29 protein-coding genes are annotated in these 25659 nt (G+C 63.2%); 11 read left to right on the top strand and 18 right to left on the bottom strand.

The window, feature by feature from the left end; translation table 11 throughout:
* Positions 1–116: 116 nt before the first annotated feature.
* On the bottom strand, positions 117–494 hold the full coding sequence (locus tag ACSQ3S_RS20870) for a 4-fold beta flower protein (protein WP_436143619.1): 378 nt from the start codon (positions 492–494) through the stop codon (positions 117–119).
* A 212-nt stretch (positions 495–706) separates the two neighbouring features.
* On the opposite strand from ACSQ3S_RS20870, the gene ACSQ3S_RS20865 reads away from it, so the two are divergent.
* A complete protein-coding gene (locus ACSQ3S_RS20865) occupies positions 707–1171 on the top strand; it encodes a YetF domain-containing protein (protein WP_176651419.1) in 465 nt (154 codons plus the stop codon).
* Here the strand turns inward: ACSQ3S_RS20865 and ACSQ3S_RS20860 are convergent.
* On the bottom strand, positions 1168–2067 hold the full coding sequence (locus ACSQ3S_RS20860; protein ID WP_436143618.1) for a LysR family transcriptional regulator: 900 nt from the start codon (positions 2065–2067) through the stop codon (positions 1168–1170). The two genes, ACSQ3S_RS20865 and ACSQ3S_RS20860, sit on opposite strands and share 4 nt — an antisense overlap.
* A gap of 223 nt (positions 2068–2290) precedes the next feature.
* On the opposite strand from ACSQ3S_RS20860, the gene ACSQ3S_RS20855 reads away from it, so the two are divergent.
* The 4 genes from ACSQ3S_RS20855 (at position 2291) to ACSQ3S_RS20840 (ending at position 5396) form a co-directional block, all read left to right on the top strand.
* Entirely contained in the window at positions 2291–3283 is a 993-nt protein-coding gene (locus tag ACSQ3S_RS20855) for a lipoprotein N-acyltransferase Lnb domain-containing protein (RefSeq protein ID WP_436143617.1), read from the top strand.
* Between the two features lie 123 nt (positions 3284–3406).
* Positions 3407–3760 carry a hypothetical protein gene (locus ACSQ3S_RS20850; RefSeq protein ID WP_436143616.1) on the top strand — a complete coding sequence of 118 codons (354 nt, stop codon included), beginning with the start codon at positions 3407–3409 and terminating at the stop codon, positions 3758–3760.
* A 97-nt stretch (positions 3761–3857) separates the two neighbouring features.
* On the top strand, positions 3858–4232 hold the full coding sequence (locus ACSQ3S_RS20845) for a YajD family HNH nuclease (RefSeq protein WP_176651415.1): 375 nt from the start codon (positions 3858–3860) through the stop codon (positions 4230–4232).
* 132 nt (positions 4233–4364) lie between these two features.
* Positions 4365–5396: an IS110 family transposase gene (locus ACSQ3S_RS20840; RefSeq protein WP_436143615.1), complete on the top strand. Its 1032-nt coding sequence runs from the start codon at positions 4365–4367 to the stop codon at positions 5394–5396.
* Positions 5397–5902: 506 nt separating this feature from the next.
* Here ACSQ3S_RS20840 and ACSQ3S_RS20835 read toward each other — a convergent pair.
* From ACSQ3S_RS20835 to ACSQ3S_RS20780, 12 genes are all read right to left on the bottom strand, one after another.
* Complete coding sequence (locus tag ACSQ3S_RS20835; protein ID WP_436143614.1) at positions 5903–6685, bottom strand: SDR family oxidoreductase; 783 nt, start codon at positions 6683–6685, stop codon at positions 5903–5905.
* A complete protein-coding gene (locus tag ACSQ3S_RS20830; RefSeq protein ID WP_436143613.1) occupies positions 6682–7008 on the bottom strand; it encodes a nuclear transport factor 2 family protein in 327 nt (108 codons plus the stop codon). The genes ACSQ3S_RS20835 and ACSQ3S_RS20830 overlap by 4 nt, the downstream gene beginning before the upstream one ends.
* Positions 7009–7145: 137 nt before the next feature.
* The gene (locus ACSQ3S_RS20825; protein ID WP_436143612.1) at positions 7146–8057 is read right to left on the bottom strand and encodes a LysR family transcriptional regulator; all 912 of its coding nucleotides are present in this window, start codon (positions 8055–8057) and stop codon (positions 7146–7148) included.
* Positions 8058–8232: 175 nt separating this feature from the next.
* Entirely contained in the window at positions 8233–8934 is a 702-nt protein-coding gene (locus ACSQ3S_RS20820) for an ABC transporter ATP-binding protein (protein WP_436143611.1), read from the bottom strand.
* Positions 8927–9640 (bottom strand): ABC transporter ATP-binding protein, encoded by a 714-nt coding sequence (locus ACSQ3S_RS20815; RefSeq protein ID WP_436143610.1) that lies wholly within the window; start codon positions 9638–9640, stop codon positions 8927–8929. Before ACSQ3S_RS20815 ends, ACSQ3S_RS20820 begins: the two co-directional genes overlap by 8 nt.
* A complete protein-coding gene (locus tag ACSQ3S_RS20810) occupies positions 9624–10610 on the bottom strand; it encodes a branched-chain amino acid ABC transporter permease (RefSeq protein WP_436143609.1) in 987 nt (328 codons plus the stop codon). Before ACSQ3S_RS20810 ends, ACSQ3S_RS20815 begins: the two co-directional genes overlap by 17 nt.
* Positions 10607–11479, bottom strand: a complete 873-nt coding sequence (locus ACSQ3S_RS20805; RefSeq protein ID WP_353403724.1) for a branched-chain amino acid ABC transporter permease — start codon at positions 11477–11479, stop codon at positions 10607–10609. Before ACSQ3S_RS20805 ends, ACSQ3S_RS20810 begins: the two co-directional genes overlap by 4 nt.
* Before the next feature lie 6 nt (positions 11480–11485).
* Positions 11486–12622: an ABC transporter substrate-binding protein gene (locus ACSQ3S_RS20800; protein WP_436145057.1), complete on the bottom strand. Its 1137-nt coding sequence runs from the start codon at positions 12620–12622 to the stop codon at positions 11486–11488.
* 31 nt (positions 12623–12653) lie between these two features.
* Positions 12654–14186, bottom strand: coding sequence for a class I adenylate-forming enzyme family protein (locus ACSQ3S_RS20795; protein WP_436143608.1), 1533 nt, complete (start codon positions 14184–14186; stop codon positions 12654–12656).
* A complete protein-coding gene (locus ACSQ3S_RS20790) occupies positions 14183–15340 on the bottom strand; it encodes an acyl-CoA dehydrogenase family protein (protein WP_436143607.1) in 1158 nt (385 codons plus the stop codon). Before ACSQ3S_RS20790 ends, ACSQ3S_RS20795 begins: the two co-directional genes overlap by 4 nt.
* Positions 15341–15388: 48 nt before the next feature.
* Positions 15389–15715, bottom strand: coding sequence for a flagellar basal body rod C-terminal domain-containing protein (locus tag ACSQ3S_RS20785; protein ID WP_436143606.1), 327 nt, complete (start codon positions 15713–15715; stop codon positions 15389–15391).
* A gap of 111 nt (positions 15716–15826) precedes the next feature.
* Positions 15827–16306, bottom strand: a complete 480-nt coding sequence (locus ACSQ3S_RS20780) for a hypothetical protein (RefSeq protein ID WP_436143605.1) — start codon at positions 16304–16306, stop codon at positions 15827–15829.
* 65 nt (positions 16307–16371) lie between these two features.
* Between ACSQ3S_RS20780 and ACSQ3S_RS20775 the strand changes: the two genes are divergently transcribed.
* The 6 genes from ACSQ3S_RS20775 to trxC all read left to right on the top strand — a co-directional run bounded on the left by ACSQ3S_RS20775 (position 16372) and on the right by trxC (position 22399).
* Entirely contained in the window at positions 16372–16719 is a 348-nt protein-coding gene (locus tag ACSQ3S_RS20775) for a hypothetical protein (protein ID WP_436143604.1), read from the top strand.
* Between the two features lie 89 nt (positions 16720–16808).
* Positions 16809–18443, top strand: coding sequence for an OFA family MFS transporter (locus ACSQ3S_RS20770; RefSeq protein ID WP_436143603.1), 1635 nt, complete (start codon positions 16809–16811; stop codon positions 18441–18443).
* Between the two features lie 88 nt (positions 18444–18531).
* Entirely contained in the window at positions 18532–19410 is an 879-nt protein-coding gene (locus tag ACSQ3S_RS20765; protein ID WP_353403731.1) for an ABC transporter ATP-binding protein, read from the top strand.
* Positions 19407–20987 (top strand): ABC transporter permease, encoded by a 1581-nt coding sequence (locus tag ACSQ3S_RS20760; protein ID WP_436143602.1) that lies wholly within the window; start codon positions 19407–19409, stop codon positions 20985–20987. The genes ACSQ3S_RS20765 and ACSQ3S_RS20760 overlap by 4 nt, the downstream gene beginning before the upstream one ends.
* Positions 20988–21173: 186 nt before the next feature.
* A complete protein-coding gene (locus tag ACSQ3S_RS20755) occupies positions 21174–21824 on the top strand; it encodes a phasin family protein (protein ID WP_436143601.1) in 651 nt (216 codons plus the stop codon).
* A 116-nt stretch (positions 21825–21940) separates the two neighbouring features.
* Positions 21941–22399: a thioredoxin TrxC gene (trxC, locus tag ACSQ3S_RS20750; protein WP_436143600.1), complete on the top strand. Its 459-nt coding sequence runs from the start codon at positions 21941–21943 to the stop codon at positions 22397–22399.
* Here trxC and ACSQ3S_RS20745 read toward each other — a convergent pair whose 3' ends face one another.
* Genes ACSQ3S_RS20745 through mdcE form a run of 4 tightly spaced genes read right to left on the bottom strand, consistent with a single transcriptional unit; the run spans position 22400 to position 25656 of the window.
* The gene (locus ACSQ3S_RS20745; RefSeq protein WP_436143599.1) at positions 22400–23326 is read right to left on the bottom strand and encodes an ACP S-malonyltransferase; all 927 of its coding nucleotides are present in this window, start codon (positions 23324–23326) and stop codon (positions 22400–22402) included. It lies immediately after the preceding gene.
* Positions 23323–24249, bottom strand: coding sequence for a triphosphoribosyl-dephospho-CoA synthase MdcB (gene mdcB / locus ACSQ3S_RS20740; protein ID WP_436143598.1), 927 nt, complete (start codon positions 24247–24249; stop codon positions 23323–23325). Before mdcB ends, ACSQ3S_RS20745 begins: the two co-directional genes overlap by 4 nt.
* A complete protein-coding gene (gene mdcG / locus ACSQ3S_RS20735; RefSeq protein WP_436143597.1) occupies positions 24249–24956 on the bottom strand; it encodes a malonate decarboxylase holo-[acyl-carrier-protein] synthase in 708 nt (235 codons plus the stop codon). Before mdcG ends, mdcB begins: the two co-directional genes overlap by 1 nt.
* Positions 24940–25656, bottom strand: coding sequence for a biotin-independent malonate decarboxylase subunit gamma (mdcE, locus tag ACSQ3S_RS20730; RefSeq protein WP_176651401.1), 717 nt, complete (start codon positions 25654–25656; stop codon positions 24940–24942). The genes mdcG and mdcE overlap by 17 nt, the downstream gene beginning before the upstream one ends.
* Positions 25657–25659 lie beyond the last annotated feature (3 nt).

Below are 25659 nucleotides of genomic sequence, written 5' to 3'. Positions count from 1 at the left end.
CAGTACCGGCGCAAGGCCGCCGACGGCTACAAGATGTTCGATAAGAAGGATGACGCCTGCCGCAAAATCGTGCTGCGTCCGTAACGAGGAGGGTGGCGGCCCGGAGCCGCCGTTTTTTAACAGCTTGCGTGCAGCATCGAGGGGCCGGCATATGAGCGGGAGTGCGGCTTAGAGGCGGGCTGCACGGTAACCGGCGGGCGGCTATGCCGTACCTTGAGCCGCGGCACGTGAGGGCGGCGCGAAAATTCCGGCATCGGCGGCGGCAACCGGTCCGCAGGCAGCGGGGCGCAGGTGTGCTGCAGCATGCCGACGATGCGGTTATGGACATCGTACAAGGTGCTGATCTCGAACCAGCCGATATGATCGCCGTTGATGGCATACACCCCGTTGCCGAACAACCAGGACACGACTTCCCCGCGCGGGCTGCGGAAACAGTGCTCGTCCTGTATCAGTACGGGCGCACCGCTGCGATCGATAATCCACTCTGCCATCATATGCTCCTCGGTTGTTGTCTCCAGAATAGGCTGGAAGTACGCGGGGGATTTGTGCGCTAGCGAACTTATCTGTACGAATAGCGGCCTTTTATGATTTATTGTTGGAAATTCGCACGTCCACCGCGCGGCCGTCTTCATTTTAGCCATCGTTAGAACGCGTACATACGTCATCCCGGGACGAACATAGGGTGTAGTCTTTTCAGGAGGCCCGCATGTTCGACATGAGCTTGCCGTGGTGGGAGTTCATCCTGCGCGGAGTAATTGTTTATTGCGCGCTGCTGGTGCTGGTGCGGATTTCCGGCAAGCGCACCGTGGGGCAGTTCACGCCGTTCGATCTGCTGGTCGTCATGCTGCTCAGCGAGTCGGTCTCCAATTCCCTGTCCGGCGGCGACGATTCGGTGGCGGGTGGATTGCTGATCGCCTGTACCTTGATCCTGCTGAATATCAGCATAGCGTACGTGACGTCGCGCAGCCGGAAAATCGCGGCGCTCATCGACGGCGAGTGCGTGCTGCTGGGCCGGGACGGCAAGGTATTCAAGGACGTCTTGAAGAAATGCCGCATCGCCGAGGGCGACGTCGACGAAGCCTTGCGCGAGGCCGATGTCGAATTGTCCGACGCCCGCTGCATTTTCCTGGAGGCCGACGGCACCATTACAGTACTGGAGAAAAAAGACTAGCCGGCCGGCGCCAGTTTCAGCACCAGCGCGTCGGCGAAGGCTGCCACCAGCGGATCGGCCTCGCGCCGGCAGGCAAGGCCGACGGTGGTGTGCAGCTGGCCATGGTCGAGCGGGATGAAGCGCACGCCGGCCGGCGCCGTCAGCCGCATGCATTCGGGGACGATGGCGATGCCGAGATTGGCTTCGATCAGGTTCAGCTGCGAAGACTTGCGCGACAGCGCGCGCGCCGGCTTGGGAAAGAAACCCTGTTCCAGGCACAGGTCGGCCACCAGATAGCTCAGGCCGCCCCGGTCCTTGTGCGGGATCGAGATGAAGGCCTCGTTGCTCAGGCTGGCCAGGTCGACGTTGTCGAGCGCCGCCAGCGGCGAGTGCTGCGACACCGCCACCATCAGCCGCTCGGTGGAAATTTCGCGGACGTGGATGTGCGGATGGCGGCGCAAGGTGGGCAGGCGCAACAGGCCGATATCGGCGCGGCCTTCCTCGATTTCCAGCGTCTGGTTTTCCGATGGCAGCATCGAGACGTCCAGCGTCACGCCGGTAAATTCGTCGAGCAGCTGACTCAGCGCGCCGGTGAACTGCGGCGTCAGGATCACCGAGCTGGAATGCTGCAGGCGGATCACGCCCTGCACGCCCTGGCCGACGTGGCGGGTCTGTATCACCGTGGCTTCGATGTCGTCCAGGATGCGCTTGGCGCGATCGAAGAATACCTGGCCGGCGGAGGTCAGCTCGAACTGGCGCGAGTCGCGGGTCAGCAGCTGCGTTTGCAGCTCATCTTCCAGCTCCTTGATCTGCCGGCTCAATGCGGACTGCGCGATGTACAGTTTTTCCGCCGCGCGGGAATAGCTGCCGGCCTCGACGATCTCTACAAAATATTTAAACTGCTTAAGTGAAATCACCGTTATGCCGTTTCGAGATGGTTGAGTGCCGTATTTGATATTGGATCGTATCCGGCGACAAGGATAAAGTGAAGCGTCCCCTCTTCATTCACGGAGCCAGCCATGTTGGAATTGATCGGTGTCATCGGCGTCGTGCTGAGTATTGCAGTAAAACTGATATGCGTCCAGATCGGCTGTGCAAGCGGAGTCGACGACAAAGAGGATTAAGCCCCATAATCGGGGCATGAAAAATCGCTACCTGATCCTGGCCGGCATGATCTCCGGTTCGTTGCTGTTTGTGTTGTTGGCGGTCTGGGGCGGCTTCGCGCTGTGGTTCCAGGTGCCGGGCGGGCCGCTGGTGCGGAAGGCCATGCCTGCGCTGTGGGCGGCGTTCAGCCTCATCACGCTGGTGCGCTGGTGGATGATGTGGCGTATCAAGCCGCTGCTGCCGTGGCTGGTCGCGATCTGCGCGTTGATGGCGTGGTGGAGCACGATCAAGCCGTCGCATGAGCGCATTTGGGCTGACGATGTGTCGCGCATGGTGACCGGCAAGGTGGACGGCAGCATCGTCACGCTGGACCAGGTGCGCAACTTCGATTGGCGCAGCGATACCGACTACACGCAGCGCTGGGAAGCGCGCAGCTACGATCTGGGCAAGCTGCGCTCGGTGGACCTGGCGATGTCGTACTGGATGGGCCCGGTCATCGCGCACACGCTGGTCTCGTTCGGCTTTGCGGACGGGCGCTACCTGACGTTTTCGATTGAGATTCGCAAGGAGCGCGGCGAGAGTTTCGACGGCCTGGCGGGATTTTTCAAGAAATACGAGACCGTGCTGATCGCCGCCGACGAACGCGACATCCTGCGCGTGCGCACCAACGTGCGCGGCGAGGACATGTGGCTGTACCGGCTGAAGATGCCACCGGAGATGATGCGTTCGCTGTTTATTGGGTATCTGGACGAAGGCGCGCAACTCAAGCGCGCCCCGCGTTTTTACAATACCCTGACCGCCAACTGCACCACCATCGTCTTCGAGATGGCGCGACGTATCGATCCCGGGTTGCCGATGGATTGGCGGTTGCTGGCTTCAGGTTATCTGGACCGCTATTTATACGATATCGGCGCGCTGGCTGGGCAGGGCGATTTTGAATCGTTGCGTCAGAAAGCGCACATCACCATAAAGGCTCGCACGACAGACAAGAGTGAAGAGTTCTCCGGACGGATTCGGTTGATTGACTAAAATTTACTAGCTCAGACTTTACCTGATACGAATTGTCAGATAAGTTAGAGTTCTGAAGCCTCGCTACCGGCCATTTCCGGACGTTGACCAGCTCCTCAAAGCACTTTTTCGCACTGTCCGATCATGAACACATTGCATAAAGCAATTATCCTGGCAGTCTTTTTTGCGGTGATAAGCGCTGCCGCAGCGCTATCATATGCAGCACCATGGACGGACATAACGTGGCGACGCACGGTACTTGGGGCAGGTTCCTTCGGCTGTTTCGGATTCTTACTCGGGGGGATATACGCTTTCGATCCGGAATCCGACTTAAAGATCAAGTCCAGTGCAATTGGTCGGATGTCATTCGGAGTCATAGCCTCGTTAATATTGTCCGCTTTGTGGCGCTGGCCGCTTGAAGGCATTGCGCTCGCAAGCCTCATTGGTGCTGTGCTTGGGTATTTCGGCATGATTTGGGCAAAATTTGCCGACTTTTGACGGTAGGGCTCACTGTCCGCAACGGGGCGCCAGCGACCGAGCCGGCCGACGGTGGGCGCTGCCGGCCAATATGTAACAGCAAGGGAAGGAAATAAGCATGACCGTTGGAAAAAAGCCGGATGCCGCGCGGCTGGACAAAATTGTGGCCGACGCACGGCGCGCGGCCGACCAGCGCGAGTTGGGCTATCGCGAGCGCTCGCTGAAAATGTATCCGTGGGTGTGTGGGCGCTGCATGCGAGAATTCACGCACACCAATGTGTCGCAACTTACAGTGCATCATCGTGACCACAATCACGACAACAATCCGCCTGATGGCAGCAATTGGGAATTGCTGTGCCTTTACTGCCACGATAACGAACACTCGCGTTATCTTGAGGCCGACCGGGGACTTGGTCTGAAATCGGCCGAGGTCGCGCCGGCAACGCATAATCCGTTCGCCTCATTGGCCGGTCTGATGAAAAAGAAAGAATAACGGTAGGGTGGTGCAGACGGCGTGAATAGGTACAATCGGCCAGAAGCAATGGGATGGACTCCTCCTCACCTATCGGCGTCGATGCGCCTAAACTGGAGTTTCGACACAACCAGTTGAGAGAAGGAGTCCACCATGAAGATTATCCGCGTCGGCGTCGATCTCGCCAAGAGTGTCTTTCAAGTGCACGGGGTTGATCGTTGCGAAAAGGTTGTATGGCGCAAGAAGCTGGGCCGGGCGGAATGGCTGGCGGCGTTGCTGGAGAAGATTGAACCCGGCTGCGAGATCGGTATGGAAGCTTGCGGCGGCGCGCATCATTGGGCCCGGCAATTGCAGAAACGCGGCTTCACGGTGAAGCTCATCGCGCCGCAGTTCGTCAAACCGTACGTGAAGAGCAACAAGAACGACGCGAATGATGCGGAGGCGATTTGCGAGGCGATGAGCCGCCCGAGCATGCGTTTCGTCGCGGTCAAATCGGTCGAGCAGCAAGACCTGCAGGCGATACACCGCATCAGGGCAGAGTTGTGCAGCCAGCGCACCGCGAAGGGCAACCAGATCCGAGGCCTGTGTAGTGAGTATGGCCTGGTGGCGCCAAGGGAAATGATACAGCTGAGAGCCGCCATTCCTTGTTGGCTGGACGATCTGGAAAATGGATTGACGTTACGTTTCCGTCGGATGCTGCGCGGCTTGTGGCTCGATCTGCTGAACCTGGAACTCCGGGTCAAGGAACTGGATCAGGAAATAGAAATTGCGGCGGCCACCGATCCGGTCGCCCCCAGGTTGCAGCAGTTGCGCGGCGTCGGCCCGATCATCGCGACCGCGATTGTGGCCAACGTCGGCGACGCAAAGCAGTTTAGCAGTGGCAGGCAGATGGCGGCATCGCTGGGGCTGACGCCAAGGCAAAACAGCTCAGGCGGCAAAGAACGATTGTGGGGTATTACGAAGCGAGGCGACGCACAGCTACGAACGCTGTTGATTCATGGGGCCCGTTCAGTGTTACGAACGGCGGCCAGCAAGAATGATCGGATGAGTCGCTGGGTAACGCACATCGCGCAGACAAGGCATCACAACATCGCCGCGGTCGCGCTGGCCAACAAGACGGCGCGTATCGCCTGGGCGATGATGACCAAGGGCACTGGTTACCAGCCCGGGGCAGTAGCAGTTTAAACAGTAGAGCAGTCAGTACGTAAAAAGGAGTATCCAACCACGATTGCGAAACATGCCGATGATGGCCAACAGGTCGAACCGGCGCTGGCAGAACCCGACAACGTCTGCGGCCTCCGAGCCCGAAGAAGCAATTGGGAGCCAGCGCGCGAATAGCCCATTATGGTCCTTGCCCGATGACGGGCAAAGCAGTTAGAGACCGAATATACGTGAGCAGTCGTACCTGAAAGTCAAAGACGGAATGTTTGCAAACGAGGAGGAGTCCATATACCGACGTTCCCGGCGTAGTACAGGAAAGGTACCCAACGTACTGCCTGTGCGGCTCTTCAGGAAACACTGACGGACTGGATGAGGGCATGGCATTCTTCAGATTTCGCGAGAATGATTACCGCTCGTGCAATGGCAACTTGCGCCTGATCAGGCGCAAGTCAAGTGAGTGTGTCGCAGGACATTTACGCACGGCCTTGTGACACGTCGTACAAGGCATCACGCTACTGCAAAGTTGATGACTATACGGTCGGGACCGTTCCGCCATCGATCACATGTTCCGAGCCTGCTATCGATGCGGCGCGTGGCGACACGAGGAAGGTAATGAAATCCGCCACCTCCTGCGGCTTGGCTGGGCGGCCGATGGCAATTCCGCCGAGCCAGTCCATGATTAGTTTCTTGCCACCCTCGTAGTCCGTGTCGTGTTCGCGCGCCATGCGCTCGGCGAACGCAACCGACGCCTCGGTCTCGATCCAGCCCGGCGAGACGCTCAAGACGCGCACACCCTTCGGCGTCACTTCCTTCGACAGGGCTTTGCTGTAGGTCGAGAGGGCACCCTTGGCCGCAGCGTAAGCGGTCGTCGATGTCCACAGCGGAAGGATGTGCTGGATCGAGATCACGTGCAGTACGACGCCTGCGCCCTTTGCCAGCATGCGCGGCACCAGTGCACGATCCAGGCGCACCGCAGACATGAAGTTGAGGTTCAGTTCATCGAACCAGACGCCGTCGTCGAGGACCGCGAAACCACCGACCGGAGCGGTCGAACCGCCGAGGCTGTTGATCAGGATGTCGACGCTGCCCCAGCGCTCCTCGACCGCACGGACCAGCTTGGCCACGCCTTCAGCAGTCGACAAGTCGGTCGTTACGTAGGTCACACCCTGCACCGGCTTTTCCGGGGCGGAGCGTGCCGACGTCATCACCTCCACTCCGGCATCCTGCAAGCTCTTGACCAGGGCGGCGCCCAGACCCTTGGTGCCGCCAGTGACCAGGGCGCGCTTGCCTTTCAATTCGAGGTCGAAGCTCATACGTTGATCTCCAGCGAGTCGATCAGGCCACGATCGAGGCCGAAGCGGTAGGACAGGTTGGCCGGGCTGCCGGGGAAGTTGCCGGTGACCTTGGCGAGCACGACGTGGAAGCTGTCGTCGTCTTTCATGTCGAACGGCACGGTCGTCGCGTTGTACTTGACCGATGCCGCAGCCAGGAAGGCCGTGATGGCCTCGACGCCTTCGTAGCTGTGGCCGTCGTCCTTCAGGATGGCATCCGCCTTGAAGCACTGTGCCAACGCTTCAGGGTTGTGTTCGGACGCGAAGTATTTCACAATGGGGGCGGGAAGCGTCATGGTATGCATGTTGTTGGCTCCAAGTGGTGACTGAAGCTCTATGATGCACGCTGCCGTTTGATTAGGGAATATGCTAGAATTTGTATGGGTTATGTAGAGGCGCATGCATAATGCAGCGACCGGCCCGCCGTCGGCGAAGCACTTGGTCAGGGTTGGTCGAAGGGTCTTCGATCCAGCAGGCAGTCGATGAAGGCACTGAGGAGGGCGGGTCGATGCCGCCTGTTCGGGTAATACAGGAAAAGCCCGGGCCGCGTGATCGACCAGTCGGCAAGTACTTGGGCCAGCCGCCCCTGCGCCAGTAGCTCGCCCACGCCATCCTGCTCGAAGTGATAGGCAATCCCAAGTCCATTCAACGCGGCGGCAATGCCGATGTCGGCGTGATTGGTGACGACCGGCCCATCGACCGCGACTTCGATGCTCTGCTCACGTTTCTTGAACTCCCATCGATAATGCCTGCCTTCCATCTGCAGCCGCCAATTGATACAGGCATGCTGGTGCAGATCGGCGGGTGACTTGGGCGTGCCGTGACGCGCGAGGTAGTCCGGGGACGCCACCGCGACCATGTTCATGTCCGGCGTCAGGCGGATAGCGACCATGTCCTTCTCGAGCTGCCCACCCACGCGGATGCCTGCATCGAAGCGGCCGGTGACGATATCGGCCAGCGCATCGTCAACCACGATATCGAGCACGACATCAGGGTGGGCTTGATGGAAGCGTGCAAGGCGCGGCGCAATGATCGTCCGGGCGCCGATCCCAAGCGTGTTGATGCGCAGCGTACCACTCATCTGCCCTGCGGCCTCGCTGGCTTCGGCAACTGCCACGTCCATTTCCCGGAACAAAGGGGCCAAACGGTGATACAGCTGCTCGCCGCTGGCCGACGGCGCGACGCTGCGGGTGGTGCGATTGAGAAGGCGGCTGCCAATGCGGCTTTCCAGCTGGCGAATGGTCTGGCTGAGCGCTGAAGGCGACATGCCAAGGTGTTCTGCTGCTCGTGCGAAACTCTGGCGCTCGACGACCGCGACAAATGCTTTTAGTTCGGCAAATTCAGATCCACGCATTCTGTGCTGATTTCTACATGATAAATTCTCATTATAGAGTAGTCCTTAAATCAATGACATTGCACATACGCTCACGCAGTTGCAACGACCGGTTGAATCCGCAGGCGGAAGCTGCCGCCCAACCGGCGCCCCGTGTTCGATCAAATCTTAGCTAGTACAACTAAAAAACGAAATTTCAGCGACCAAAATAGAGCGTATGCAGTTCCTCCAGATCGATCTTGGTGGCGGCTTGGGTAAGTGCTACCTTCCCGCTTTGCACGAGATTGACCTGATCCGCGACGCCAATAGCTCGTGCCGTATTTTGTTCAACAAGAATGATAGTGCGGCCGGTACCTTTCAAGCGGACCAGGATTTCGAAGAGTTCGTTGACCACCAGCGGGGCCAAACCGAGCGACGGTTCGTCGATAATCAGAAGCCTTGGATTGGACATCAATCCCCGCGCCATCGCCAGCATTTGCGCTTCTCCGCCGGACAGCGATCCAGCCAGTTGCACACGGCGTTCGCGCAGGCGGGGGAACATCTCAAAGGCTTCTTCCAGCCGCCGCTTCACATGCGGGCGGTGCGATTTGTGGAAGGCGCCCATGATCAGGTTTTCTTCCACGCTCATGTCTCGGAAGACCATACGGCCTTCGGGGATCATGGCGATGCCGTGGTCCGCCATCTCCCATGTCGGCGTACCGTTCAGGCGTTGGCCGTTCAGGCGGATCTCGCCGGCGGTCACCGGCACCAGTCCCATGATCGCGCGCAGCAGCGTGGTCTTGCCAGCGCCGTTCGGCCCGATGATGGTCGTGAGCTTGCCCGCTTCCGCCTTCAGCGACACGTCCCACAGCACGTTGATGGCGCCGTAGCCTGCGCGTACCTGGTCCACTTCAAGCATGCGCCGCTCCCGTGTAGCTGCGGATGACTTCCGGATCGTTGAACACCGCTTCCGGCGTGCCGTCCGCGATCAGTTGGCCGAAGTTGAGCACCACCACGCGCTGGCACAGTGTGTTGATGGTCTCGATGTCGTGCTCGATGATGACGATGCCGACGCCGAAACGCTCGTGCATCTCCTTCAGCATGCTCATGAAGCGCCGCTTGCCGTTGGTCTCCAGGCCGGCCAGCACTTCGTCCAGCAACAGCAGCTTGGGCGTGGTGGCCAGCGCCTTGGCTACTTCCAGCGCCTTCAGCTCGGTCAGCGCCAGTTCGGTGGCGGCGTCGCGGTGCGCCTTGTCAGTCAGGCTGGTGAATTCCAGGATCTCGGCGATCTTGTCGTCGTCGACCTTGCCGGTGCCGAAGCGCTGCGCGACCACCAGGTTTTCGCGCACCGTCAGTTCGTGCATCGGCTGTGGAATCTGGAAAGTGCGGCCGATGCCGAGCCGCGCGCGGCGGTACATGGGCGTGCGCATGACGTCGCGGCGGTCGAAGTGGATGCTTCCGCCGGTCGGCCGCACCAGGCCGGAGATGGCGTTGAACAGCGTGGTCTTGCCGGCGCCGTTGGGGCCGACCAGACCGACCACGTCGTGCGTGCCGATGGCCAGCGTGACGGCGTTGACCGCCGTCAGCCCGCCGAAGCGGACCGAGAGGTTATTCAACTCCAGCATGATCTTTCCTTCGCAGTAGAGAGAGCAGTCCGCTGGGGCTGAAAACGATCATCGCCACCAGCAGGCCGCCCAATACCAGTTGATGCCCGGTCGGGATCAGCGATTTGAATACCAGTTGATCGAGCAGGTACACCACCAGCGCGCCGATCACCGGCCCGGCGATGGTGCGGTAGCCGCCGAAGATGGCGGCGACGATGGGGATGGTTACCCACGTGCCATTGAAGGCGTAGTCCGGTTCGAGGAAGTTGATGTAGTGGGCGTTGAAGGCGCCCGCCACGCCGGCCATGAAGGCGGAGACCAGCAGCATCAGGCCTTTCAGCAGTGTGCTGTTGACGCCGACCACGCGGGTGGCGTCTTCGCTGTCGTGCATGGCGCGCAGGGCCAGGCCGTAATGGCTGGCGCGGATGGCGCGGTAGACGGCGGCGAATATCAGCACGATCAACAGGATCACGGCATAGGCGCCGGCTTTGCTGCTCAGGTCATAGCCGAGGAGCGTCGGCAGCACGGGGATGTTGGCGATGCCGCCCGAGCCGCCGGTGAGCGTAGTCCATTCGGTGGCGAGGATGCGGAAGATGTGGGCGTAGGCGAGGACGGCCAGTGCGAAGTAGGGGCCGCGCAGGCGGAGCACCGGCAGCATGACGATGGCGGCCAGCAGCGCTCCAAGGCCGCCCAGCGCCATGCCGGCGAGTACCGGTACGCCCAACTTGATAGTGAGGATGGCCGAGGTGTAGGCGCCTATGCCGAAGAAGGCGCTGTGGCCGAAGCTGACCATGCCGCCCAGGTTGCCCAGCAAGGCCCAGGACATGGCGACGCAGCCGATGACCAAGGCCGCCACGATGAGGCTCATGACGTAGTTGTCGGCGCCGAACAGCAGGGGGATGGAGATGCAGGTCATTGCGCCCGCTAGTGGCGTTAGCCAGCGTTCCATGGGGCCCCGCTTGCGCGAGGACGACGGGGTGGTCGGGGTCATCCACGCCTCCGGGTTGCGCCTAGCAGGCCGTTCGGCATGACGAATAGGACCAGCAGGAACAGCGTCATGCCGGCCAGTTCCTGCAGCGCCGAACTGGCCAGCGTGACGGTCAGCGCTTCGGCCACGCCCAGCAGCACGGCGCCCAGCAGCACGCCCGGTATCGAACCGACGCCCGCCAGCACCGTGATGATGAAGGCTTTGACCGTCAAGGCGCCGCCGTAGGCCGGCTGGATCACTCCATAGCTGTACAGCGCCACGCCGGCAAATCCGGCCAGCATGCCGGCGACGATGAACGACACCAGTTCTGTACGCCCCGGTGCGATGCCCATCAATTTGGCGGCGTCGCGGTTGCTGGAGACGGCGCGCAGCGCCCGTCCATACCAGCTGCGCGACAGCCACCACCACAAGCCGCCCATCAGCAGCAGGCTGACGACGAAGAAAATCAGCTCGCTGCGCATGCTGTACAGCGGCCCGACCACGAACGCTTCCTGCAGCCAGCTGGAACTGGTCGAGCGCACGTCGGCCTTCCAGATCAGCAGGATCAGATTGGTCAGGATCACGCCGATGCCGAAGGTGAGTATCAGTGAATTGATCTCGCGGTCCTTCCTGATCCGGCTGACGATGCCGTACACACCGGCCGACGTCGCACTGACCACGACCAGCGCGACCGGTATCGCCCACGCGGGATTGAGGCCAAGCTTGGACTCCACCGTGTAGGCGATGTACGCGGCCAGCAGCACCAGCTCGCCGTGCGCGAGGTTGATGACCCGCATGGTGCCGAACACCAGCGCCAGGCCCAGCGCGATCAGCGCGTAGGAGCCGCCTTGCAACAGGCCGGAATACAGCGCCTGCAGTATCAGTTCAGTCATACGCGCCTACCAGGGCAGGCCGGGATACACCATCTTGGCCGTCGCCGATTCCTTGGGCCAGACGATGGCGATATTCTTGCCCTGGTGCTGGCCCATGCGGTGCACGAAGTTGAGATTGTCGCCGTTGGCGGCAAACTGCACGCGGCCGATCAGCGTGTCGCGGTCGGTCTTGCGCAGCTCTTCGGCCACGCCGCCTTTCTTCACCGTGCCCTTGTCGGCCGCGCGGGCGATGGCTTCGAACAGCAGCATCGACTGCACGTAACCGAACTGGCCCAGGTAATCCGGCTCTTTCTTGTACAAGGTTTTGTAGGCGTCGGCGAATGTCTTGCCGTCGGCCGTTTCGAAGGTGGCGGGGAAGGGCAGCAGCGCGGTGCCGTACACGTTCGGCATCAGGTCGGGAAATTCGGTTGCCATCTTCGGCGTCGCCAGCGACCACACGCCGATCATCGCTTTGACCGGCGGCTTCAGCACCCGTGCCGCGCGCAGGATGCCGACGTAGTCGTTCTCGTAGCCGACCATCAGTATCACTTCCGATTTGTCCTGCAGCTTGATCTTGTTGATGATCGGCTTGAAGTCGGTGATGGCGGGGTCGAAGGAATGCGTGGTGGCCTTGACGCCCTTGGACGTCAGCACCTTCTGCACCGAGGTGGCGAGGTCGGACGTGGCTTCCTTGGTGGAGAAGATAATCGACACCGATTTGGCGCCCATGTCCGCCAGCAGTCCTTGCACGGCACGCTCGTAACCGGCGGTGTTATTGATGCGGAAGAAGTTCTTGCGACCGCTGTTGACCAGGCTGTCGTCCACGCCGCCGGAAGTCATGTAGACCATGCCCAGCTTGTTGGCGGCGTCGGAGGCCGGGGAGATATTGTTGGAGCCGTAGCCGCCGGTGATCGCCACCGCACCCTGGCTGGCCAGCTTCTCCACCGCCGCCACGGCTTTGGCCGGCGCCGATTCGTCGTCGACGGTGATGATCTTGATCTTGTGTTTGTTTGTCTTGTTGAACACCTCGGCGGCGACCATCACGCCTTCCTGCATGCCGGCGCCGACGCGCGCCAGCGTGCCGGTCAGCGGCAGTTCCGCGCCGACCACGAATTCCTCTGCATGCAAATTTGCCAGTGCTGCGGCCATCAGTGTGGCCATCATTATTTTTTTCACGCTTGTCTCCCGTTAGTGGTTATTTTTGTGCCAGTTGCCGCAACTGTCCTTTCAATATTTTTCCGGTTGCCGCTGCGGGCAGGGTTTGCATTTCGATGATCTCGGTCGGACATTTATATGGCGACAGCTGCGTCGCCAGGTACTGTTGCAATTCTTCGGAGGTGACGCGGTGGCGCGGATCGATTTCGACGAAGGCCACCACTTCCTCGTTGCCGTCGGCGGCGTTGCGACCAACCACCGCCGATTGCGTTACCGCCGGATGGGCGTTCAGCACCGTCTCCACCTCCAGCGGATAGACGTTGAAGCCCGAACGGATAATCAGCTCCTTGGTGCGGCCGACGATGAACAACGCGCCATCGGCGTCCTGGCGGGCAACGTCGCCGGTGTTGAGCCAGCCGCCGGGCCGCATCGCCGCCGCCGTCAGTTCCGGTTCGCGGTAGTAACCCAGCATGATGTTGGGGCCGCGCACCCACAGTTCTCCGTCCGCGCCGGGCGGCACGTCGCCACCGCCGGCATCGACCAGGCGCACTTCGACGCCGGGTATCGCCTGGCCCACCGACGTGTCGCTGCGCGGTTGGTCGAGGCGGGTCTGGCTGATCGTGGGCGAGGTTTCGGTCATGCCGTAGCCATTGTGCAGCGGTAGTCCGAACAGCTGCTCGGCCTGTGTCTTCAGCGTCGGCGACAGCGGCGAGCCGCCCGCATATATAAACCGCAGTTGCGACGCCAGGCGCTGCCCGGAGCCGCCCAGCGTTTCCAGCAGGCGCGCGTACATGGCGGGCACGCCTTGCAGGATGGTCAGGCGGTCGTCGCGGATCGCCTTCAATACGGCGTCCGGCGTGAAGCGCGGGCACAGGTACAGGCAGGCGCCCGCGTACAAGGTGCCCAGCATGACCGAGGCCAAGCCGTAGACGTGGCTGATGGGCAGCACGCCATAGGCGCGGTCAGACGGCGTCAGGCCGCGCAACGTGCTGGAGACGGCGGCGATGAACAGCAGGTTGCGGTGCGTGAGCATCACGCCCTTGGGCTGGCCGGTGGTGCCGGTGGTGTAGATCAGCGCCGCGACCTGTTCCGCCGACGCCTCGTGCACGGGCTCCGCGGCGCAGTCCATGTTCAGCCGGCCGACCATCCATTCGCCATATGGCGAGTCGGCGGCCGAGGCACCGTGGCGCACGCCATGTGCGGCCGCCTCGGGGGAAACGGACGAGGTGTAGATCACGCGCCGCGCGCCGCAGTGCTGCATGATCGCGTCGACTTCGCGCGCCGACAGGCGTCCGTTGACGTGGACGATCCACGCATCGACCGCGGCGGCGGCCAGCGTGAGCACCACCTGCGCGACGCAGTTCTCGCCAACCACCATCAGGCGGTCGCCGGGCCGCAGCTTCAGCGCGCGCAGCAGCACGGCGGTTTCGTCGACCGCAGCCGCCAGCTCCGCATAGGTCCAGTGGCGACGGCCGTCGTGCAGCGCGTTGGTGTGCGGCGCGCGTTCGGCCCAGCGGCGCGGTATGGCGCTGATGCGTGCCGGCAGCGCCGCCAGTAGCTGGTCGGTGTTCATCGGCTTTCCGCCGCCTTGATCATGTGGCGGGCGATGACCAGTTGCTGGATCTGCGACGTGCCTTCGTAAATGCGGAACAGCCGCACGTCGCGGTAGAAGCGCTCGGCCGCGTAGTCGGACACGTAGCCGGCGCCACCGTGGATCTGCACCGAGCGGTCGGCCACGCGGCCGCACATTTCGGAAGCGAACAGCTTGCAGCAGGAAGCCTCGGTGGTGATGTCCTCGTTGTTGTCGCGGCGGCGGGCGGCGTCCAGCACCATGCTGCGGGCGGCGTAGATTTCGGTCTTGCTGTCGGCCAGCATGGCCTGCACCAGCTGGAACTCGGCGATCGGCTGGCCGAACTGCTGGCGCTCCATCGCGTAGCGCAGCGCGTCCTCCAGCATGCGCTCGGCCACGCCGATGCAGACCGCCGAGATATGCAGGCGGCCCTTGTCGAGTACCTTCATCGCGGTCTTGAAACCCATGCCCGGTGTGCCGCCGATGATGCTGGTGGCCGGCACGCGGCAGTTTTCAAAGATCACGTCGCTGGTGTGGGCGCCGCGCTGGCCCATTTTCTTGTCGGTCTTGCCGAGCGAGAGGCCGGGCGTGTCGCGTTCGACGATGAAGGCGGATACGCCGCTGGCGCCTTTGCGGTCGGCCTCGGTGCGCGCCATCACGGTGAACACGCCGGCCTCCGGCGCGTTGGTGATATAGCGTTTGGTGCCGTTGATGATGTAATCGTCGCCGTCGCGCACGGCGGAGGTGGTCAGCGAGCCGGCGTCGGAGCCGTAGCCCGGTTCCGTCAGCGCGAACGAGCCGATGATTTCGCCCGACGCCATGCGCGGCAGCCAGGCGTTCTTCTGCGCTTCGGTGCCGTCGATCAGGATGCCTTGCGAGCCGATGCCGTTGTTGGTGCCGAACAGCGAACGGAAGGCGGGCGAGGTGCGGGCGATCTCGAACGCCGCCAGCACTTCTTCTTCCATGGTCAGCCCAAGGCCGCCATATTCCTCGGGGATGGAGAGGCCGAACAGGCCCAGTTCACGCATCTGCGCCACCAGCGCGGGAGGGATTTCATCGGTGTCGGCGACGTGCTGCTCGTGCGGCACCAGTTGTTCGCGCACGAAGCGGCGGATGCTGTCCAGCAGGATGTTCAGCGTTTCCTGGTCTCTTATCATGGTCTCCCTCTCCGGAAGACTTCAATGTGCCGATTCGATCACACCCTGTCAAGCTTTGGTATCGATCAGGGTACCCAGATTCTGGTCGGCGGCCTGGATTACCTTGGCCGACAGGTCGAATTGGGCCTTGTAGATCAGCGAATTGGTGGTTTCGGTGGCGAGGTTGGTGGCGCTGGGGGCGTCGACTGAAAGCAGTTGCTGCGTCTGGAACGAGATCGACACACCAGTGCCGGCCGGCGCGTTTTCCTGGAAATTGGCCCGCGACGGCTGGAAGCCCTGGGTGCCGATGTTGGCGATCGCGTGCGCGCTGTTGCCCAATGCGCGCTCGGCGGCATTGAGACCGGTAACTCCTGAACTGAGTGCGGCGATGGCCATGTTATTTCCCTTCGGCAATTAACGGAAGTGTACACCGATGCGCGGCCGAATGCACGTATTTGCTTAAAAATGTAGCACGCTTGACGGCGCGCCTAGCCTGGGCGAGTATTGTTAAGGGATAGTATCAGGATGAAAGCGATGTCTCTGCGCCGACTGCTGTTTGCCTGTCTGGCCTGCGTCTGCCTGGCGGCGGCCGCCGAACCGATCACGGTGCTGTATCCGCGCGCCGAGGCTGACGACGACAAGCGCAGCGAATATGGCATGGCGCTGCTGCAGCTGGCGCTGGCCAAGGCGGGCGAAAAGTACCGGGTCGAGCTGTCGCCCACGCGCATGCAGCAGAACCGGGCGATCGCCGAAATACAGTCGGGCGCAGGCCGCATCGATATCATCGGCACCATGACGTCGGCCGAGCGCGAAAGCAAGCTGTTGCCAGTGCGGATACCGATGTCGCGCGGCCTGATCGGCTGGCGCATCGGCCTGCTTCGGGCAGACCATAAAGATATGTTGCGCGACGTGCGCAGCCTGGAAGACCTGAAGCGCTTTTCCGCTGCCCAGGGGCACGACTGGCCGGACCTGCAGATACTGCGGCACAGCGGGCTGACCGTGTATCCGGTGGCGGTCTACAACGGTCTGTTCGGCATGCTGAGGCGGGCCGCATGGACTGGGTGCCGCGCTCGGTCAACGAGATCTGGGCCGAGGCGGCGCGCCATCCGGAATTGGCGATCGACCCTTACATCGTTGTGCACTATCCGACCGCCGACTACTTTTTCGTCAACCGCAACAACCCGGCGCTGGCAGAGAACGTGCGCCAGGGCTTGGAGGCGGCGCTGGCCGACGGCTCTTTCTCGCAGCTGTTCTATTTACATTACGGCCCGCTGATCCAGCGCGCCAGGCTCGATCAGCGCCTGGTCATCGAATTGCCCAATCCGCTGCTGACGCCGCAAACACCGCTGGAACGCAAGGAATTGTGGCTCTCGGCGGACGATTTGAAACATAGGCGCTAAGACAAATTGCTGGCTGTATGCTAACCTCCGACCGTAGTTGTTTCAGAGAAACATGTACTTTCGTTACATGAAAACACAGGAGATTTTGCATGGCAATTTTGGATTTTTTGGAAAAGGACCGCACCGTCGCTGGCGCCGGTTTTAATCGCTGGCTGGTGCCGCCGGCCGCGCTGGCCATCCACTTGTGCATCGGCATGGCCTATGGTTTTTCCGTGTTCTGGCTGCCGCTGTCGCGCGCCATCGGCATCAAGGAATCGCTGGCCTGTCCGGCCGACATGGACGTGATGGCCAAGATCATGTCGTCCACCTGCGACTGGCAGATCTCGATGCTGGGCTGGATGTACACGATGTTCTTCGTCTTCCTCGGCCTGGCCGCCTGGCTGTTCGGCGGCTGGCTGGAACATGCCGGTCCGCGCAAGGCGGGCGTGGTGTCCGCGCTGTGCTGGTGCGGCGGCCTGGTGATCTCGGCGCTGGGCGTGTACCAGCACCAGATCTGGCTGATGTGGCTGGGCTCCGGCGTGATCGGCGGTATCGGCCTGGGCCTCGGCTATATCTCGCCGGTATCGACGCTGATCAAATGGTTCCCGGACCGGCGCGGCATGGCGACCGGTATGGCCATCATGGGCTTCGGCGGCGGCGCGATGATCGGTGCGCCGCTGGCCGACAAGCTGATGAAATTCTTCGCCACGCCCGACTCGGTCGGCGTGTGGCAAACTTTCCTGGTGATGGCGGCGATCTACTTCGTCTTCATGATGGCCGGCGCGCTGTCGTACCGCGTGCCGCCGAGCGGCTGGACGCCCGCCGGCTGGACGCCGCCGGCCAAGGCCGCGGCCAACACCATGATCACCAACCGCCACGTCCACGCCAGCAAGGTGTGGGGCATTCCGCAATTCTGGCTGGTGTGGCTGGTGCTGTGTCTGAACGTGACGGCCGGCATCGGCATCCTCGGCATGGCTTCGCCGCTGCTGCAGGAGATCTTCGCCGGCCAGCTGTTGGGCGTGAGCGTCGCGTTCAACGATCTGACGCTGGCGCAGAAAGGCCAGATCGCCGCCATCGCCGCCGGCTTTACCGGCTTGCTGTCGCTGTTTAACATCGGCGGCCGTTTCGTCTGGGCTTCGTGCTCGGACTTCCTGGGCCGCAAGGTGACCTACGGTGTCTTCTTCGTGCTGGGCATCACGCTGTACGGCCTGATTCCATCGATGGCGCACGGCGCGCAGCTGGCGCTGTTCGTCGGCTTCTTCTGCATCATCCTGTCGATGTACGGCGGCGGCTTCGCCACCGTGCCGGCCTACCTGGCCGATTTGTTCGGCACCCAGATGGTGGGCGCGATCCACGGCCGCCTGCTGACCGCATGGTCGATGGCCGGCGTGTTCGGTCCCCTGCTGGTGACCTACATCCGCGAATACCAGATCGCCCACGGCGTGCCGAAGGCGCAGGCGTACGACATCACCATGTACGTGCTGGCGAGCCTGCTGGTGCTTGGCCTGCTGTGCAACCTGGTGGTGCGTCCGGTGGCCGACAAGCACTTCATGACCGAGGCCGAACTGGCCGCCGAGAAGAAGCTGGCGCACGAGCGCGACGCGGCCGCATCGACCGGCGCGGTGGTGGCGTCGAACGGCGTGACCAGCCCGGCGGCGGTGGCTTTCGGCTGGCTGGCCGTCGGCATTCCGCTGGCGATCGGCGTGTCGCTGACGGTGCAAAAAGCGGCAGTGCTATTTAAATAAGACTGTAGAATAATCGCACCGACCCGCGGGGCCGGCTCCAGCATTGCGCTGGGCCGGCCCCGCTTTCATTTTCAGGAGTACCTTGTGCATGCTTGAACTACGCAACGTCGTGAAAACCTACGCGAACAACGTCCGTGCGGTCGACGACGTCAGTTTGCAGCTGCCCGCCGGCGTGGTCGGTCTGATCGGCCACAACGGCGCCGGCAAGACGTCGCTGATGCAGATGATCGCCACGCTGACCCGGCCGACCAGCGGCCAGATCCTGTTCGACGGCACCGACATCGTGAGCAAGCCCGATGCGATACGCGGGCGCCTCGGCTTCCTGCCGCAGGATTTCGGCGTCTATCCGAACTTGACCGCGCTGGAATTCCTGCAGTACTTCGCGGCACTGAAGGGCGTGCGCGATCCGGCGCGCTTGCGGCACTTGCTGGAGACGGTCAACCTGCACGAGCACGCGAACCGGCAGGCGTCCGGATTCTCGGGCGGCATGCGGCGCCGGCTCGGTATCGCGCAGGCGCTGCTCAACGATCCCGATGTGCTGATCGTCGACGAGCCGACCGCCGGCCTCGATCCGGAGGAGCGGCTGCGCTTCCGCCATCTGCTGGCGGAAATCGGCTTCCGCAAGCTGGTGATCGTGTCGACGCATATCGTGTCCGACGTGGAGAACATGGCGTCCCATCTGGCCATCATGCGCAAGGGCCGACTGGTCGCCTACGACACGCCGGATAGCTTCGTGCGGGACGCGCGCAGCCAGGTGTGGTCCGCCACCGTGGCGCAGCGGGACTACGACGCCTTGCGCGCGCGGGTGCAGGTGCTGCAGGCGCAGCGCAGCGCGGACGCGGTCAACCTGCGCATCGCCCATCCGTCGTCGCCGTGCGCCGGCGCGGTGCTGGTCGAGCCGACGCTGGAGGAGGCGCTGATGACGCGGCGCTACGCGATGCAGGAATCCGGGGAACTGGCGGCATGAGGGCGGCGTCCCTACCGGTGCTGAAGGCGCTGCTGCTGGCCGAAGTCCGCATGCGCATGCGCCGCCCCGGCACCATGGTGGCGGTGCTGGCGCTGATCGGCTTGAGCTGGGCGATGGTCGGCGATCCGTCGCTGGGCTACACGCTGGTCGCCATCGACGAGACGCGCGTGCTGTACACCAGCACCTGCCTGGCGCTGGGCGGCGCGCTGATGGCCGGGTTGCTGTTCGGATTGGCCGGCTTCTATCTGGTGCGCGGACGCGTGAGCGAGGAAATCCGCAGCGGTGTCGCCGCCGTGCTGGCCGCCACGCCGGTCAGCAACACGGTGTTCGTGCTGGGGCGCTGGCTGGGTAGCGTGGTGTATCTGAGCGCGCTGCTGCTGGTGTTCCTGGGGACCATGCTGGTGCTGCATCTGTTGCGCGGCACCGGGCCGATCCAGCTGGGCGTGTATCTGCAGACCTTTGCCTTGCTGCTGTTGCCGGTGGTATTCCTGACCGCCAGCCTGGTGTCGCTGTTCGAGTCGTGGCCGCCGTTGATGGGCAAGGGCGGCGACGTGCTGTATTTTATTTTCTTCCTCGCGCAGCTTTCCGTGCCGGCCGTCGCCACGGCGGGCCACGCGGGCTGGGCGCCGGCGCTGTTGGTGGACTTCTCCGGAGTCTCCAGCGCGGTGCAGGCTTTTCAAAGCGTGGTCCACAGCCAGCATTTCTCGATCGGCGCCGCCAGCTTCAATCCGGCGCTGGCGCCGCTGGTCTTGCCGGAATCCTTATGGAGCAGGGAGTTGTTGCTGAGCCGCGCCGGTTGCGCGCTGATCGGCTTGCTGCCCTTGCTGCTGGCGGTGCCGCTGTTCCATCGCTATTCGCCGGACCGCGTGCGTGTCGCGCCCGGCGGCGGCGCGCGCTGGTCGCCACTGGCGCTGGCCAATCGCTGGCTGCGGCCATTGTCGGTGGCGGTACGTCCCTTGTTCGGATTGGCCGCGCGCCTGCCGGGCGTGTGGGGCGAGGCGTTGGCCGTGGTGGCGCTGGCGCTGGTGTCGAATCCCGCGGCCATCGTGGCGGCGGCGGTGTTGCTGGCCGGCGGCTGCGTGGTGGAGGGCGCCGCGCTTGGCGGCTGGCTGACCGCCGGCATCGTCATATGGGGCGTGCTGGTCAGCGAGCTGAGCGTGCGCGACCTGCGCAACGACGTCGACGGCATGAGCGCGGCGGCGCCCGGCGGCGCCCAGCGCCGGTTCGCGGCGCAACTGCTGGCCGCTTGCCTGCTGGCGCTGGTGTTCACGGCGCCGGTGCTGTTGCGCTGGCTGATCGCCGAACCGTTGCGCGCCGCCGCGCTGGCGACCGGCGTATTCTCGATGTCATGCGCCGCCAGCTTGCTGGGCCGGCTTAGCGGCGGCGGCAGGACCTTCCTGGCGTTGTTCCTGTTCGGCATATACGTGGCGGTCCAGACCGCCAAGGTGCCCGCATTGGACGTGGTCGGCTTCAACGGCGCCGCGAATGCGCTGTCGGTAATGGGGCAATTGCTGACAGGTACTCTCGTGTTTGTCCTAGCCGTGTGGCATGAAAAGTGGCGCTACGCGAGGAACTAGGGAAGGGGCAGCTTAGGATTAATCCGGTTTGGGAAGTTCCTCAGGTGGCGTCAGTGTACGTTTGATCTAGATCATATGTCACGGAACGGTCTAACGTAGCCTTGGCATTCGCGCTGCAAAACGCGTCGTCGAAACCGGTTCGACATTCCCCAGGCCACTTTTTTTACTTCTTTTCGAGGCAATCACATGTATCCATTTTCCCAAACTGTCACCCCCGCCGCTAAAAACCATATGGAAGCTCAGTTGTCGTTCTTTAACGACATTTCCAAGTCCCTGTTCCGTACCGTCCAACAATATAGCGACCTGAACATCCAACTGGCACAAACCCTGCTGGAAGAAGGCACCAACGTCAGCCAGCAAGTGATCACCGCGCATCGTCCGACGGAGGCGATCGCCGCCGTCGCAGCCCACGCCCAGCCTACCGCCGAAAAGCTGCGCGCTTACCAACAGCACCTGTCGCGCATCGCTGCGGATACCCAGGTTGACCTGTCCAAGGTCGCCGAAGAGCGCGTGCAGGAAACCAGCCGCACTGCCAAGGCCCTGGCCGACGAGGTAGCACGTGTCACGTCCGAGGAAACGGAGAAAACCCTGCGCAGCCATCAGGACGCCGTGCAGAAATTCACGGATCCTTTCACCGACGGCATGCACCAGTCGCGCGGCAATGAAATGCGCAGCAGCAGCTCGACGCTGCAAAGCGCCGGCCATAACGGCACCGAAGGCCGCGAGAGCCGCGAAGGCAGCATGCAAGGCGGGCAAGCTTCCCAAGCCCAGACTGCCGCTCAAGCTGCTCAAGCTGCTCAATCCAGCAAACAGACCGGCGCTCGCAAAGAAACCTGATGTAGATTCAGATATTAATTAACCCCTGGCCGCGCACGCGATGCAATATCGCCGTGCGCGGCATTTTTTTTGTCCATGCTTTATCATGGTCGGCTTGTTGCTGTCTGGAGATGAAGATGACGAATGCCACCGCTGCGCAGCCTGAGTCGCTGCACATAGTTTGCCCCCATTGCGACGCCGTCAACCGCGTGCCCGCCGCCAAGCTGGCGCAGCAGCCGGTCTGCGGAAAATGCCAGAAGGCCTTGTTCACCGGCCAGCCGGTGGAGTTGTCCAGCGCGCGCTTCCTCAAGCATATCGAGCGCAGCGATATTCCGGTGCTGGTGGACTTCTGGGCGCCGTGGTGTGGGCCGTGCCGGACCATGGCGCCGTTTTATGCGCAAGCCACGCAGCGGCTGGAGCCGCAGTTTCGCGTGGTGAAGGTGGATACCGAGCAGGCGCAGGACCTGGCGGCGCGCTATGCGATCCGCAGCATCCCGACGCTGGCCTTGTTCAAGGGCGGCCGTGAGATGGCACGCCAGCCGGGGGCGATGGATGCGTCCAACATCGTCGCGTGGGCCACGCAAAACAATCGTTGATCAATCCTCCGCCGCACGTTCCAGCCATTTGCGGATGCCGTCCAGCGTGCGGAAGTCGGCCGCCGAGCGGGTATTGATGTGCGGGTGGCGGTTCTGCATCATGCGCGCGAGCGCGGCACCGGGGCCCAGTTCCAGCGCGTAGGTGATGCCGGCTTCGGCGGCGGCATCCATGCAGGCGGCCCAGTGGATGGTTTCGGCCAGCTGGCGCGACAGCTGATCGACGGCTTGCGTCTTGCCGCTGACGGCGGTGGCGCTGACGCCCGCCAATACCGGCGCCGTCATGTGGCCGAATCCGATTTGACGCAAGGCCTCGGCAAACGGCGCCACCGCCGCCTGCATGTAGGGCGTGTGCGAGGCGACTTCCACTTGCAGGCGGGTGCTGCGTCCGCCCGCTTGTGCTATCGCTTGTTCCAGTTTCTCAGCGGCGGACGCGGGGCCGCCGGCGACGCAGGCGTCATCGTCGTTTTCTATGCTCATGTAAAAGGCGTGTTCGGCAAGGATGGCTTGAATGCGCGGCAGCGCCAGGCCCGAGATCGCCATTAACGCCTGACCGGGCAGGGCCAGCGCGCAGTTGTCCATCAGCCGCGCGCGCTCGGCGGCCAGTCCTGCCGCCGCCTCCGGCGCCAGCGCGCCGGCGACGCCGTATGCCGCCAGTTCGCCGATGCTGTAGCCGGCGATCAGCGCCGGCGGCGGCGTGAATTCACGGATCGCTTCCCACATGGACAGCGTGGCGGCGACGATCAGCGGTTGTGCGTTGCGGTTGGCGTAGATGTCCACGCCGTCCAATGCGCCGGTCGTGGCCAGGCGGTCCAGCAGCGCACTGGCGGCGGGGCTGGTGCGGGCCAGGTCGAACATCGCCGGATGCTGGCCGCCTTGTCCGGGGCACAGCAGCAGCAGCCGGGCTTGAGCGCCGTAGGACATGGTCATTGCTGGCCGGCGTCCAGCGCGGCGATGGCGAGTACCAGGCAGCTGGCGGCCAGCAGGTCGGCCGCGCCGCCTGGCGACAGCCGCTGCTGGACAAACAACCGGTGGCTGGCCAGCGCTTCGTCATGCCAGCCGGGATAGGCGGTGCCGCCCAGGTCGATGAAGCGTTGCGCGCTGGTGCGCACAATGTGCGCGCCCTGCGGTCCGGCGCGGTGGTAGACGTTGCTGTCGCTGATGTGGGCCATCAGCACGAACAGCGTATCGATGCGCGCCATCGTCATGCTGGCGCCACGCGCGCGCGCGGCCAGCATCGCCGGTACGCCGATTTCAAAAACGGAGGGCAGGCCAAGCGCGCCTTCCTCGCGCGCCCCACTCACCGAATACTGCGCGGCGACCCGCAGGCCGTTGCTCAGCGCCGGTAGCGCGGCCGGCGCGGCGTGCATCGCCAGCTCCTCGCCCCAGCGTATCAACATGGCGGCGCGCAGGGCGGCGGGTGTCATCGGCGTGCCTTGCGCCCGGGCGCGGCCGGCGGTCGCGCACAGCATGCCGAGGCTGAAGATCGCGCCGCGATGCGTGTTGACGCCGTGCGTCGCCTTCAGCATCGCCGCTTCGGCCGCGATGCCCAACTGCTTTAACTGCGAAAACGGCGCATCGTTCAATCCTGCCAGGCAGATTTTTTTAAAGTAGTGACGCAGCGAGAACAGGCTGCGCATGAAGGTGGCGGCATCCATGTCGTCATGGCTGCCGTTGTCCACCGGCGACACCAGCCCGGGCTTGGGATACAGGCACAACTCCACGTGCAGGCTGCCCACCGCCAGCCGCGCGACCTCGCGCGCGAAGCGGGCCTGGGTTTTGCGGCCAAGCCGCGTGCAGGCGAGAACCGGCGCCGCGGCGCGCGATCCGGAGCGAAGCGAGACGGCGCCCATCACACATCCTCCAGCGTCGCCATCAGCGAAGCGGTGTCCGCCAGGCGGACCGAATGCAGCTGCTTGACCATCACCTTGGCGGGATGCGCCATCGCCATGCTCCATTCCTTCCACGACACCGCTTGCCCTCCGGGGAAAACGATCTCGCCATCCAGCGGCAGGTGCGCGGCGTGCCGCGACAGCAGTGCCACGCCCTCGGTCAATTGCCGTCGGCCGCGCGGATGGAACAATATATCGATATCGGAAGTCGGCGACAGATACAGCAGCCCGGTCAAGGCCTGCATCGCCAGCGAGCCATACACGCGCAGATCCAACGCTTCGGCATCGCGCTCCATCGCCGTCAGCGCTTGCTTCCACGGGCCCGACGAGCGTATCGCCGCCTGCAGCTGTACGGCGGACGACATCCTGGCGATATGCGCCACCTGCACGCGCAAGGCTATCCGTACCTTTTCGCCGGTATCTTCATCGGGCGGCAGGGGCAGGCCGAGGCAAACCTCGTCCGGCTGCGCGCCGATGTCCAGCCGCCGCACCACGGCCGGCCAATCCTGGTCCTGCCACAGCTTCAAGGCGATGCGATGTTGCGGCTGTGCCGCGCGCAGCACGTCGCGCCAGCCATCCTTGCACAGCCAGCACAGCATGTGCCGCTCCAGCCCTTGCGAGGCCGCAGTGGCTAAGGCCAGGCTCTCGGACTCAGGCGGCGCGTACATGGCCGTCGCCCATCACAGCGTCGATCACGGGTTGCGCCAGGCGTCGCCCGCCGCGCTGCAGGCCCAATGCGCTGCGCTGGTCGCCGCTTGCCGGCTGCGCCAGCGCGGTGCGCAGATGCGCCGCCAGGTCGCCGGCCCAAATCGCTTCCAGGCCGCCCATCCGCAGATAGTTCTCCGGCCCCGGCGCAAACACGGGATTACTTTGCGCCAGTTCCGTCAGCCGCTCCTCCGGCACCTTGGTGATGCGCGCCATCGCCGGCAATCCCATCACGCGGATGGTCGCATCGGGCAGGGCGTAGCAGGCGTCGGCCATCAAGCCGCTGGTGATAAAGCCGCCGGACAGCGCCTGGTCGTACACCAGTCCGATGATCTTGTGTCCCTTGCGTCGTGCCAGATCCACGCATTTGCCCAAGTGCGCCATATAGCTGTTGATGCCTAGCATTTCGTCGCGATGACGTAGACGCTGGCCCTGCGTATCAATCAGCATCAGTATCGGCATGCCGGGATGTTCGCGAACCGTGCGCAGGATTGCCTGCGCTTGCGCCAGCGCGATCTCCACGCCGATGGGCGTATGGCCGGTGGTGCCGATCACCGCCACCGCTTGTCCGTCCACTTGCGCGCCGCCGCTGAGGAAATCGTTGTGCTCGACGATCGTATGCCCTTGCGGGAACAGCGTGTCCGCCAGTTTTTTCCAGTCCATGTG

The sequence above is a fragment of the Duganella sp. LjRoot269 genome, assembly GCF_964254095.1.
GTDB lineage: Bacteria > Pseudomonadota > Gammaproteobacteria > Burkholderiales > Burkholderiaceae_D > Rugamonas > Rugamonas hordei.
The sequence above is the reverse complement of the archived record's forward strand: the minus strand, read 5'-3'. Positions and strand labels throughout refer to the sequence as shown.

Bases quoted from the DNA above. Each gene is read 5' to 3' on its own strand.
- ACSQ3S_RS20755 (WP_436143601.1), top strand. From the start codon at position 21,174: ATGTATCCATTTTCCCAAACTGTCACCCCCGCCGCTAAAAACCATATG.
- ACSQ3S_RS20870 (WP_436143619.1), bottom strand. From the start codon at position 494: ATGATGGCAGAGTGGATTATCGATCGCAGCGGTGCGCCCGTACTGATA.
- ACSQ3S_RS20850 (WP_436143616.1), top strand. From the start codon at position 3,407: ATGAACACATTGCATAAAGCAATTATCCTGGCAGTCTTTTTTGCGGTG.
- ACSQ3S_RS20760 (WP_436143602.1), top strand. From the start codon at position 19,407: ATGAGGGCGGCGTCCCTACCGGTGCTGAAGGCGCTGCTGCTGGCCGAA.
- ACSQ3S_RS20845 (WP_176651415.1), top strand. From the start codon at position 3,858: ATGACCGTTGGAAAAAAGCCGGATGCCGCGCGGCTGGACAAAATTGTG.
- ACSQ3S_RS20765 (WP_353403731.1), top strand. From the start codon at position 18,532: ATGCTTGAACTACGCAACGTCGTGAAAACCTACGCGAACAACGTCCGT.
- ACSQ3S_RS20865 (WP_176651419.1), top strand. From the start codon at position 707: ATGTTCGACATGAGCTTGCCGTGGTGGGAGTTCATCCTGCGCGGAGTA.
- ACSQ3S_RS20840 (WP_436143615.1), top strand. From the start codon at position 4,365: ATGAAGATTATCCGCGTCGGCGTCGATCTCGCCAAGAGTGTCTTTCAA.
- ACSQ3S_RS20790 (WP_436143607.1), bottom strand. From the start codon at position 15,340: ATGATAAGAGACCAGGAAACGCTGAACATCCTGCTGGACAGCATCCGC.
- ACSQ3S_RS20855 (WP_436143617.1), top strand. From the start codon at position 2,291: ATGAAAAATCGCTACCTGATCCTGGCCGGCATGATCTCCGGTTCGTTG.
- ACSQ3S_RS20820 (WP_436143611.1), bottom strand. From the start codon at position 8,934: ATGCTTGAAGTGGACCAGGTACGCGCAGGCTACGGCGCCATCAACGTG.
- trxC (WP_436143600.1), top strand. From the start codon at position 21,941: ATGACGAATGCCACCGCTGCGCAGCCTGAGTCGCTGCACATAGTTTGC.
- ACSQ3S_RS20800 (WP_436145057.1), bottom strand. From the start codon at position 12,622: ATGATGGCCACACTGATGGCCGCAGCACTGGCAAATTTGCATGCAGAG.
- ACSQ3S_RS20805 (WP_353403724.1), bottom strand. From the start codon at position 11,479: ATGACTGAACTGATACTGCAGGCGCTGTATTCCGGCCTGTTGCAAGGC.
- ACSQ3S_RS20795 (WP_436143608.1), bottom strand. From the start codon at position 14,186: ATGAACACCGACCAGCTACTGGCGGCGCTGCCGGCACGCATCAGCGCC.
- ACSQ3S_RS20815 (WP_436143610.1), bottom strand. From the start codon at position 9,640: ATGCTGGAGTTGAATAACCTCTCGGTCCGCTTCGGCGGGCTGACGGCG.
- ACSQ3S_RS20825 (WP_436143612.1), bottom strand. From the start codon at position 8,057: ATGCGTGGATCTGAATTTGCCGAACTAAAAGCATTTGTCGCGGTCGTC.
- ACSQ3S_RS20810 (WP_436143609.1), bottom strand. From the start codon at position 10,610: ATGACCCCGACCACCCCGTCGTCCTCGCGCAAGCGGGGCCCCATGGAA.
- ACSQ3S_RS20830 (WP_436143613.1), bottom strand. From the start codon at position 7,008: ATGCATACCATGACGCTTCCCGCCCCCATTGTGAAATACTTCGCGTCC.
- ACSQ3S_RS20775 (WP_436143604.1), top strand. From the start codon at position 16,372: ATGGACTGGGTGCCGCGCTCGGTCAACGAGATCTGGGCCGAGGCGGCG.
- ACSQ3S_RS20835 (WP_436143614.1), bottom strand. From the start codon at position 6,685: ATGAGCTTCGACCTCGAATTGAAAGGCAAGCGCGCCCTGGTCACTGGC.
- mdcE (WP_176651401.1), bottom strand. From the start codon at position 25,656: ATGGACTGGAAAAAACTGGCGGACACGCTGTTCCCGCAAGGGCATACG.
- ACSQ3S_RS20745 (WP_436143599.1), bottom strand. From the start codon at position 23,326: ATGACCATGTCCTACGGCGCTCAAGCCCGGCTGCTGCTGCTGTGCCCC.
- mdcG (WP_436143597.1), bottom strand. From the start codon at position 24,956: ATGTACGCGCCGCCTGAGTCCGAGAGCCTGGCCTTAGCCACTGCGGCC.
- mdcB (WP_436143598.1), bottom strand. From the start codon at position 24,249: ATGGGCGCCGTCTCGCTTCGCTCCGGATCGCGCGCCGCGGCGCCGGTT.
- ACSQ3S_RS20785 (WP_436143606.1), bottom strand. From the start codon at position 15,715: ATGGCCATCGCCGCACTCAGTTCAGGAGTTACCGGTCTCAATGCCGCC.
- ACSQ3S_RS20770 (WP_436143603.1), top strand. From the start codon at position 16,809: ATGGCAATTTTGGATTTTTTGGAAAAGGACCGCACCGTCGCTGGCGCC.